This window comes from Bradyrhizobium sp., from assembly GCF_035701725.1.
In the GTDB taxonomy this organism is placed as follows: Bacteria; Pseudomonadota; Alphaproteobacteria; order Rhizobiales; family Xanthobacteraceae; genus Bradyrhizobium.
On sequence record NZ_DASSRP010000154.1, the window covers coordinates 1 to 9459 of the forward strand.

Sequence of the window (9459 nt, forward strand, 5' to 3'; positions counted from 1 at the left end):
TTAAATCTTGGTCAGCCATTGATCGTAGCGCTCCTACGATTGGTGGTCAGGGGCGGCGCCGGTGTTCGCGCACCGGTGCTGCCCCGCCCTTCTCGGGCGACGGCAATTATAGGGGATTTTTGGCGAACGCGCGCGGGAAAACCTTTTTTTCAGGCCGCGCCGCGGGGCGACAAAAATTCAGCCCCCCGAGGGATTTTGAAAATCGTGCACTACTTCGGCGCTGACGGCGTCGGTGATCCGGCGCCAAATCGCTGCGCCGTTGTAATCGTCCTGGGTAGCAAGTTCATGGGCGCGCGAGGCGCTTTCCTCGAGGGCCTTATCGCCGTACCGCTTGAGCATCAGGTTGGCGGCGCGCCTGATGTCGATCTCTGGTATCACACGGGACAGCTTGCACTCTCTCGGTCGCGAATTCTTTAACACGAACGATCGAATTCGAAGCGGCCGCCCGCGGGGTGCCACCCCCTGCCCTACAAGATTTAAAGGAAACGAGAAACAGGGCGCCGGGAATGTGTCGCAAAAAATCGCATCCCGGGTGTTATGGAAACCGCCCGCAGCCCGCGCAGAGGGCCGCCGGCACAACATCTAGATACTCGGCCGATATGAGGAAGGAGCAGAAATCCCTTGGGCCACTTCGTATATGGCGCGCACTTCGGCGATTATGCGCTCTACGTTAAGACGCCCGCCGAGCCAATGTCCGTTTTGGTCAATGATAAGCGAGGTAGCGTCCGCTGTACCCCCCCGGCTTCCGGGTAGCTCCGGCAACAGATTAGACTTCCTGACAAACCCGCCGCGCGGGGTGCCTTTTTTGGCGGCGGCCAAGTTTATCTCAGAGTGTTCAATCATATTTCGGAGGTCGAGCCCCTCTCTTTTCAAATGCTCGGCCGCGTCAAATGGAAGCTGAACGGCAGGAAACAAAGGCACAAGCCGCGTGAGAGTTTTAACTAAAGTCCCTGTCGTCATCACAAAGTGATACGTGCTTAAACGGAGGCGTGCCTGCGCAGCAAGACGTTCTGCATTTGACTGAGGCCAGTTTTTAGAGAGGTCCTTAATCGCGGCCGAGTGTTGTCGACTCGACTCTAAAAAAACGTGTGCGTCTTCCAGACACGCCCAAAGCCAGAAATTTAAATCGTTGTGATCTGTCCACGTCGGATGCATCAGACCAATTTCTCATCCAAAATTGCTGGTCAGCATAATATGGGAAACGAGCTACCACAAAAGGACCGACCGGCCTGCCTCGGGAAGTCGTTGGGAACCGCGTAGGCGTGCAGAATTCAAGACTTCTGGGCTTTTTCCTTGCCCCTGCCCGATCAAGGGGTTGGAGTTTCCGTAACATATGACCGAAACCAAACCGCAAAAACGCCCTCTCGGCTATGCCCGCGTCAGCACCTACGGGCAGACCCTCGACGCCCAGCTTGACCAGCTACGCGCCGCCGGATGCAGCAGCCGAAATATCTACCGCGAGAAGGTGACAGGCACGCGGGCCGACCGGCGCGAGCTTCTCAAAATGCTCAAAGCCCTCGGCCCCGGCGACGTGGTGACGGTGACGCGCATTGACCGATTGGCCCGCTCGACCTTCGACCTGTTCGCCATCGTCAAGCAGATCGTCGATGCAGGCGCACAATTCCGATCCTTGGCGGAACCGTGGGCCGACACCGGCACCAGCACCGGGCGCTTGATGATTGCTGTTCTCGGCGGCCTAGCCGACGTGGAGCGCGACCTTATCCGCACGCGCACCGCCGAAGGCAGGAGCCGGGCCAAGGCGCGCGGCCAGCATATGGGCCGACCGCCGAAGCTGACACCACAGCAGCAGAAAGAAGCACGGCGGCGGCGCGCGGAAGGAGCCACGCTCAAGGAACTCGCCGAAGCTTGCAATGTCGGGCGGGCGACGATTTCCCGGCTAGGCCAAGAAAATCGTCAAGTGTGAGCTATCTCACACTGGACGATTCTCTGCCGTGTTACGTAGTATATCGGTCAGGGGCTGCCCCCGCTGTTGCGAGCAACGGAGACACCCCCCGACCCGTGACGCGCCTACGACAGCCGGGCTACCCGAACGGTGATCTTCCACCGCCAGAACCGGAGATCGAGGCGCAACGGTATGAGTAACATTTCTTATACTCCGCATCGTTAGCGGCAGGGTTCGAGGACAAAGCCCCCGAACCTTGCCGTCCCGATCATATACCGACCTTTACGCGCACCTGTGTGAACCAGCTCTCACTGATGGAAGATTGTCAGCTTGGGAACGCAAGATTGTCAGTTGGGTTGGAAGATTGTCCGCTTCTAACCCTCTTACCGACGATACAGCTAGCGAATCAAGTTGGCCCTTTGCGCTTTCGGCGTTTTTTTCCGCCATTCATGCGGCACAAAATCTTGATTTCCGCGAACAATTTTAGTCACCAAGGATAGCGCGACGGGCGTACAACAACGCTTTCATCACGTCACGCGCTTCATCATCATTGAGAAGGTTTGTTGTGGCAGTCTGGTATCTCACGAATGATGACGCTGTTCGTTTTTCCTCCTTTTCTTCTTTAGCCGTTATCCATTCTGCGATTAATACCGCAGTATGATGTGGTGGAGGCAGAAATAGGCGCGCGTAGACTGAACTATATATTGTTGTCAGCGGAAATTTTGTCACGCAAAGGCTCCTTGCCTGTCGCGGTTAACCGCGTATTTCAATCAACAGAACCATCCTAACCATACCACATATGGATAAAATGTGGTGTGCCCAAGCCTCTGGGGCAAGCCGTTGGTTCGCATCTAAACCATATTATATATGGACATGGTATGGAGCAAATGCATAATGCGGGGTGTTGGCGGCGAGTGCGTAATGCCTTGCCCGTCGGCGGACATGCTTCCCCCATCGTTGGAGGTCGTTCGTGTCCCCCCTGCACGAACGAGATGGAAGTGATGAGGCAGAAAAGGAGATCGAGATGGCCAGCAATGACACCCGAACGCACGACGAATCACAGGACGATTTCGTAAAAATTTCAGCAAATCTGCCCGCCGCTGTGGTGAACACATTGCGACAGGTGGCTAAGATGAAGGGCACTTCTATGACAGAAGTGTTGCGGCATGCCATAAGCTTAGAGGCATTTTTGCTGGAGAAGGAACGCGAAGGATCAAAGATCATCGTCGAGGAGAAGAACAAAACTAAGACGCAGCTAGTGGTCACCTGATAACTTAGCCATTGCGCTGCGGTTGGTGGGGATGTGAGCAAGTGAGCGGCGAGAGAAATCTCGCGGAGCCTGAAATTCTTGATCTTACTAAAGAGGCTCAGGTTCCCCCCGGACTCGCCAAAATCCCCACCATACCGTTCGATGAACGACGATTCCGCGAGTATTCGCGAATTGGATTAGCCGGATCACTGGTAGCTTGTATAATTATGATAATATTGGGATTGTTTTGGGCGTTTTTATCAGGCCGACAAGTACATGATATTAAAGACGTCGGTGAAATGTTGTTTACACCAATTGTTGGATTAGTCGGAGCAGTGGTGGGGTTTTATTTCGGTGTAGAAAGAACGTAACTGCCGATAACGGCTTCGTTGGCGTCTATACGGCTTAGTTTCCAGAATCGCTGTTATCGGGCTTTTCAGTGTAGGCGCCCGATCAGAATGTCACCCGTGTGCCCGATCAATACGCCACCTTGAACGTCGGGCTGTCCTCGGGCCGGGTCTTGCGGCGATCGTAGATGCGGGTGGTGGCGATGTTGGCGTGGCCGAGCCATTCCTGCACCTTGGCGATGTCGGCCTGGTGATCGAGTGCATTCGTGGCCGCCGTGGCCCGGAGCGCATGTGCACCGATCTCAAAGCCGAGTTCCGCGGAATATTTTTGCACCAGCTTGTAGATCATGTCGGGATTGAGCGCCTTGTCGGTCCGGCCGGTACGGTTGTTGCGGATCGGCCGAAACAGCGGCCCCTGCTCGTCCTCGCCGTGGCCGGCGACGTCGAGATAGTCGTGGATCAACGCATTGGTGCCGGGATGCAGCGGCAGATAGCGGGTCTTCTCGCCTTTGCCGGAGACGACCAGGTGCGGGACACCCCGCCGCATGTTTCTGAAATCCTTGACCTTGAGCTTGCACAGCTCCTCGCGGCGTAGCGCGTGATAGAGCAAGGTCGACAGGATCGCGCGGTCGCGCTTTTCCTTCATGGTGTCCTCGCCGGGGGCGGTGAGCAGCTCGCGCGCCTGATGGTCGCCGAGCGCCGGCGTCTTGCCTTCGCCGCTTTCGACCTTGGGGCGCTTGACGCCTTTGACCGGGTTGTGGCTGACGGCGTTCTTTTCGCAGAGATATTCGAACAGCGACGACAGCGCCGCGAGGCGATGCCGCAGCGTGGCGCCGCCGAGCTGACGGCGCTCGAGATCGTCGCGCCAGGCGATCACATGCGCCCGCGTCACCGTGCGAAATTCCTCCGGCCGCACGATACCGGCGAAACGCGTGAAGTCGTCGATCGCGTTCTCATAGGCGCGCCGGGTATGGACGTTCCTGATATTGGCGAACCACTCGAACTCCGGCGGGACGTCGGCCAGCCGGTGAAACTCGGCGGCGGTCAGCAGCCGTTCGGCCGGGACGATCGATGCCGGCAGCTGGGTGTCGATCTGGAGGTCGGCGGGCGGCGGCTCTGACATGTCCATATTCTATTCTTGATAAAATCGGTTATCAAGAATAAAGTCCGCCGATCCGCAAGCAAACGCCTATGCGATGATCAATCGCCGGAACCGCCCAGAATTCGCGGTGCGCGCAGCGGGGATATAGCGATAGAGCGTCGCCGGAGAGACGCCGAGACGGTGTGCGACTTGGGTCACGCTCGGTGCTGGGCCGCGCCGCGCGCGACATCGAGGACGTATCCGTCGACCTTTAGTCGCACGCGATTTGCGCGACGCGCAGTCTTGCGCTTTTCATGACGAAATGACGCGCTGTCCCTAACAAAAATTAAGCAAAAGCCACTGCTTTCACCCGACGCGCTGTGCAACAAGAGGAGCGGATCAAAATGAGGCGCATCATCATTCGCCTGATTGTGGCCGGCGCGATACTGACGCTCCCGGCCTGCGCCAAACCGCTGATCGACATCCTCTGTCCGCCGGCGGGCCAATGTCCAAATGCCCAAAAATTCATCGGCAACCGCGAGTGAACTGAGGGCGCGGCAGATTTGGTGCGCGACCACTTCAGGTCCCCACCACAATAGCGCCAATCGGCGCGCGCGGGTCCGCCGCCAAAGTCTTTAGATTTTCGCACCAATGGCGGACGCCGAAGGTCGGCTTTCCACCGAGGCCGTGGAAACTCGTCGCCACTCCGCTGTGAAGCCAGAATGTGTCGTTGAAGAAGAAGAATACACAACAATACGTCCCATTAGCTCTACTAGCGTTTCTTATATTGCGTCGATTGGTGCTGCATCCGAGTTTTCACACGGTCTGCACCCAAAGCGGTCGCTCGTCCCCGCCCCCACGGCCTGCGCGCATCGAGCGGCCCGGCTGACCGCTCAGTGCTCGATGCGCGATCGCTTATACGGCGTCCCGTCTTTTCATTCAGCGGTTCGCCTAGCCTGCCAATCGGCCCAATCCTTCCTCAAGATAACGCGATCGAGGCTCCAAGGTCCGCCGCCAGCGAAGAAGATGTAGAGAAAGGCAAAACAATACATGACTGCGAGATTCCCGCCATTTACCGCAGGATAGAAGGAGCGCGGCAAATGCGCCGTGAAGTAGGCGGCAGCCATGTCACCCGACAGAATAAACGCGACGATGCGAGTATAGAGTCCGCCCGTCAGCAAGACGCCGCCAGCGATCTCAATGATCCCCTGCACGTAGAGAAGCGGTCGCATCGCGAAGGTCACGTGCGACGGGAAAGCAAAATATTTCTGCAAGCCGGCCTGCAAAAACAACAGGCCGGTGATGATGCGGAGAATGCTCAGAACATACGGGCTCGCCTGGTCAAGGCGGGCATAGAGTGCTGTCATCGATCTCTCCACTTTGAGCTTTTTTTGCCAACGAACACCGCTCTGGGGATAACGTTAACGAATGAGCGCCTCGCTAGCAAACGGCGTTCCGCATGATGGAAGCGAAACTCAATACGCGGAGTGACCGTTTTTCGGCGCATCTTACCCGTTCCCGTGGCTGCCGGCCAACGTCTCTTCACCACCCAACTGAGCCGATCCCGGATGGTGCCGCGAACGGCAGCTGACGGGGCATGGGCAGTTACTCGTCCTTCGACTCACGGCCGCTTCGGTCTCTCGCGATAAACCCGATTGAACTAAACCGCTATGCGGTAGCAAAGCTGCAAGTCAAAAACTAAATTGAGATCATCGACGCACACGGGCGTAACTATAGCAGTCGCGTGGCTCGTTGCTGATGTTTGGATGGGCCAGCCAGCGTTGCAGAACTCCTTCCCTCACGAACCCTGATTTTTCCAACACTCGGGCTGAGCCGATGTTATCCAGTCGCACATTGCGCCGATGCGAAAGATCGACGGCTGGCTTAGAGCCCAGACTGCAACCTCGGACAGAGCCTCGGTCATCAAGCCTTGCCCCCACCAACGGCGTGCCAGCACATAGCCGCAATCAAGGCGATGCGGAGCGCGGTGGCGCAACGCAAGGGCACCCCGGATGAAATGGTCGTCGCAGCCTACCAACATGTAAGTGCGCTCGACCTCGTGCGGGGTCGCAATGCAGCGCTCGATGTAGGCTTGCGTTTCCTTCCGATTGCGGTGCGGCCGCCATATCACGTAGCGGCCGACCTCCTCGTCCCGGCCATAGGTATCGAAAATCGCGTCGGTGTCCTCGACCGCCACTGGCCGCAACAGGAGGCGAGTAGTCCTGAAGGTGTCCGGTAGCATACACACCCTTGCCACGCGGAGGCGCGGGGCTTGCCCTTTTGCCGTCAAAGCAACCTACACCAGGAGATTGCTCGATGGCAGAGATAAGCCCGCTACGCCGCCGGATGGTCGAGGACATGCAGGTCCGCAACCTGTCACCGGTGACGCAGCGTTGTTATGTGCACGCCGTCGCGAAATTCGCCCGGCATTTCAATCGATCGCCCGACCGGCTCGGGCTGTCGGAAATCCGGGCCTACCAGATCCACCTCACCACGACCGGTATCTCGTGGGCGGGCTTCAATGTCGCCGTCTGCGCGCTGCGCTTCTTCTACGGCATCACGCTCGGCCGCACCGCGATGGTCGAGCGCATTCCCTATGCACGCAAGCGCCGGCAGCTGCCGGTGATCCTGAGCGCCAACGAAGTTGCGCGGTTTCTGTCGGCGGTTCCGAGCCTGAAACACCGGACGGCGCTGATGACCGCCTATGCCGCTGGGCTCCGAGTTTCCGAGGTCGTGCACTTAAAACTCACCGACATCGACAGCAGCCGCATGCTGATCCGGCTCGAACAGGGCAAGGGCGGCCGGGATCGCTACATCATGCTGTCACCGCAGCTGCTCGTTGTCCTGCGCGGCTATTGGCGGGAAGCACGGCCGCTGCATTGGCTGTTCCCGGGTCAGGACGAGAGCCGCCCGCTCGATGCGAGTGTGCTGCAGTGGGCATGCCGCAACGCTCGGGTGGCGGCCAAGCTCGGCAAGTCGATCACTGTCCATACCCTGCGTCACAACTTCGCCACCCACCTGCTCGAAGCCGGCACCGATATCCGCACGATCCAGGTGCTGCTCGGTCATCGCGATCTGTCGACCACGGCCCGCTACACGCAGGTCACCGGCACGACGATCGCCAACGTCACGAGCCCGTTCGATCGGCTGAGGCTGGAGGAACCGCCGCCAGCCTAATCCGCGGCTTCGACCATGCCCGCATTGGAGATGGCGGACATCTTCCGCCATCATGGCGAGGCTTACCGTCAAGCGCATGCCGGCCACCTCGGTCGGGTCGAGCGTCACATCATGACGGCGATCGAGACATGCCGGACCGCGCGGCTCGGCGGCCATGTCGAACGCTGCACCGACTGCGGCCTCGTCCGCATCGCGTACAATTCGTGTCGCAACCGCCATTGCCCGAAATGTCAGGGCTCGGCGCGGGCGGCATGGCTGGCCGAGCGCCAAGCCGAATTGCTGCCGGTGCCGTATTTCCACGTCGTCTTTACGTTGCCGGCGTCGGCCGCCGAAATCGCCTTTCAGAATAAGGCGGCGGTGTACGCGATCCTGTTCAAGGCGGCGGCCGAAGCGCTGACCACGATCGCCGCCGACCCGCGCCATCTCGGCGCCGAGATCGGCTTCATCGGCGTGCTCCATACCTGGGGCCAAAACCTGCAGCATCATCCGCATGTTCATTGCCTTGTCCCCGGCGGCGGCTTGTCCCTCGACGACACGCGCTGGGCCTCTTGCCGGCCCGGCTTTTTCTTGCCCGTGCGGGTGCTGTCGCGGCTGTTCGGGCGGCTGTTCCTGGATAAGCTCGGAGCGGCATTCGAGGCCGGAAAACTCGGCTTCTTCGGCGCACTCGCCGACCCGGCCGTGTTCGTCCGGCGCTTGGCCGCGCTGCGGCGGATCGAGTGGGTTGTCTACGCCAAGCGCCCTTTCGCCGGCCCCAAGGCGGTGCTTGCCTATCTTGGGCGCTACACGCACCGTGTCGCGATCGCCAACAGCCGGCTTATCGCTCTTGTCGGCGACCAGGTCAGTTTCCGCTGGCGCGATTACCGGCATCATAACAAGAAGAAGGTGATGACGTTGGCGGCCGACGAGTTCATCCGTCGCTTCCTGCTACACGCGCTGCCGGACGGGTTCCATCGCATCCGCCATTACGGCTTCCTCGCCAATCGCGGTCGTGCCGAAAAGCTCGCACAGTGCCGCGCGCTGCTCGCCGTCACTGCTGCCGTGGCCCCGCAACACCGCCAGGAGAGCGAGCGGCCTCCCGATCTCGCAGCCGATCTTTGTCCGGCCTGCGGCGGACACATGGAGCCGATCGGCTGGTTCCCGCGACCGCGGCCGACAAGCTCGTCCGCTTGGCACGACAGCTCATGAGCGGCGTCGATCGCTCTGCGATGATCACCGCGTTCATGGCCTGCGCCGCGGCAACGCCGACGCTCCGAACCCGTGCGCGAGATAACAGTCAAGATGAGGCTTGCGCTGCCGCGTTGGATGGCGCTGCCCTGAAAAAGCGTCAGGCCCTTGCTTTGCCCGCGGCGATCGCCCGACCGGTCCCGCCCCACCGTTCTTGGAATTGACCACCACGCCGCCGCCGGCCCGGATCAATTCCCCATAGCCCGTCGGCGGCCCGCGGTTTAGCTCAATCGGGTTTCTACGAGATCGCATTCGGCGATACCGGCGGCTGATGTCGTGCCGGGCGATCTCGTAGAAACCTCACGATTATCACGTAGAGAATGCCCCCACGGGGACACGGCTCAAATCGCCGTTGCTTGGTTCGACCGAAGGGACCGTTGCTTCGTCCCGACCTACGCTCAACAAGGACCACTGCGGCAGGCCGCGGCAAGGATCGCCGCAGGCGACCGGCGTTAGCCGGCGCACAGCGTCCTTGCGG

Annotated in this window: 11 protein-coding genes; 7 read left to right on the forward strand and 4 right to left on the reverse strand. The window is 59.7% G+C overall.

Annotated elements, in window-relative coordinates:
- The 4 genes from VFL62_RS08755 to VFL62_RS08770 form a co-directional block, all read left to right on the forward strand.
- Window positions 1-417, forward strand: a 417-nt coding sequence (locus tag VFL62_RS08755) for a hypothetical protein (protein ID WP_325171974.1), incomplete at its 5' end; no start/stop codon positions are given.
- Between the two features lie 916 nt (window positions 418-1333).
- The gene (locus tag VFL62_RS08760) at window positions 1334-1924 is read left to right on the forward strand and encodes a recombinase family protein (RefSeq protein WP_325171975.1); all 591 of its coding nucleotides are present in this window, start codon (window positions 1334-1336) and stop codon (window positions 1922-1924) included.
- Between the two features lie 949 nt (window positions 1925-2873).
- Complete coding sequence (locus VFL62_RS08765) at window positions 2874-3173, forward strand: hypothetical protein (protein ID WP_325171976.1); 300 nt, start codon at window positions 2874-2876, stop codon at window positions 3171-3173.
- Window positions 3174-3214: 41 nt separating this feature from the next.
- On the forward strand, window positions 3215-3523 hold the full coding sequence (locus VFL62_RS08770; RefSeq protein WP_325171977.1) for a hypothetical protein: 309 nt from the start codon (window positions 3215-3217) through the stop codon (window positions 3521-3523).
- A 106-nt stretch (window positions 3524-3629) separates the two neighbouring features.
- On the opposite strand, the gene VFL62_RS08775 is transcribed toward VFL62_RS08770, so the two are convergent.
- Both VFL62_RS08775 and VFL62_RS08780 read right to left on the reverse strand, forming a co-directional pair.
- A complete protein-coding gene (locus VFL62_RS08775; protein ID WP_325171978.1) occupies window positions 3630-4622 on the reverse strand; it encodes a tyrosine-type recombinase/integrase in 993 nt (330 codons plus the stop codon).
- A 66-nt stretch (window positions 4623-4688) separates the two neighbouring features.
- Window positions 4689-4799 (reverse strand): helix-turn-helix domain-containing protein, encoded by a 111-nt coding sequence (locus VFL62_RS08780; RefSeq protein ID WP_325171979.1) that lies wholly within the window; start codon window positions 4797-4799, stop codon window positions 4689-4691.
- A gap of 185 nt (window positions 4800-4984) precedes the next feature.
- On the opposite strand from VFL62_RS08780, the gene VFL62_RS08785 reads away from it, so the two are divergent.
- Window positions 4985-5125 (forward strand): hypothetical protein, encoded by a 141-nt coding sequence (locus VFL62_RS08785; RefSeq protein ID WP_325171980.1) that lies wholly within the window; start codon window positions 4985-4987, stop codon window positions 5123-5125.
- A gap of 390 nt (window positions 5126-5515) precedes the next feature.
- Here the strand turns inward: VFL62_RS08785 and VFL62_RS08790 are convergent, their stop codons facing one another.
- Both VFL62_RS08790 and VFL62_RS08795 read right to left on the reverse strand, forming a co-directional pair.
- A complete protein-coding gene (locus VFL62_RS08790) occupies window positions 5516-5947 on the reverse strand; it encodes a DoxX family protein (protein ID WP_325171981.1) in 432 nt (143 codons plus the stop codon).
- 431 nt (window positions 5948-6378) lie between these two features.
- Window positions 6379-6822 (reverse strand): GNAT family N-acetyltransferase, encoded by a 444-nt coding sequence (locus VFL62_RS08795; protein ID WP_325171982.1) that lies wholly within the window; start codon window positions 6820-6822, stop codon window positions 6379-6381.
- 74 nt (window positions 6823-6896) lie between these two features.
- Between VFL62_RS08795 and VFL62_RS08800 the strand changes: the two genes are divergently transcribed.
- Window positions 6897-7757, forward strand: coding sequence for a site-specific integrase (locus VFL62_RS08800; protein WP_325171983.1), 861 nt, complete (start codon window positions 6897-6899; stop codon window positions 7755-7757).
- A 15-nt stretch (window positions 7758-7772) separates the two neighbouring features.
- Window positions 7773-8942, forward strand: a complete 1170-nt coding sequence (locus VFL62_RS08805; RefSeq protein WP_325171984.1) for an IS91 family transposase — start codon at window positions 7773-7775, stop codon at window positions 8940-8942.
- Window positions 8943-9459: the final 517 nt, after the last annotated feature.

What these genes read in the sequence shown, in the direction of transcription:
- VFL62_RS08760 (WP_325171975.1), top strand. Translation starts at nt 1,334, where the DNA reads ATGACCGAAACCAAACCGCAAAAACGCCCTCTCGGCTATGCCCGCGTC.
- VFL62_RS08775 (WP_325171978.1), bottom strand. Translation starts at nt 4,622, where the DNA reads ATGTCAGAGCCGCCGCCCGCCGACCTCCAGATCGACACCCAGCTGCCG.
- VFL62_RS08785 (WP_325171980.1), top strand. Translation starts at nt 4,985, where the DNA reads ATGAGGCGCATCATCATTCGCCTGATTGTGGCCGGCGCGATACTGACG.
- VFL62_RS08790 (WP_325171981.1), bottom strand. Translation starts at nt 5,947, where the DNA reads ATGACAGCACTCTATGCCCGCCTTGACCAGGCGAGCCCGTATGTTCTG.
- VFL62_RS08795 (WP_325171982.1), bottom strand. Translation starts at nt 6,822, where the DNA reads ATGCTACCGGACACCTTCAGGACTACTCGCCTCCTGTTGCGGCCAGTG.
- VFL62_RS08800 (WP_325171983.1), top strand. Translation starts at nt 6,897, where the DNA reads ATGGCAGAGATAAGCCCGCTACGCCGCCGGATGGTCGAGGACATGCAG.
- VFL62_RS08805 (WP_325171984.1), top strand. Translation starts at nt 7,773, where the DNA reads ATGCCCGCATTGGAGATGGCGGACATCTTCCGCCATCATGGCGAGGCT.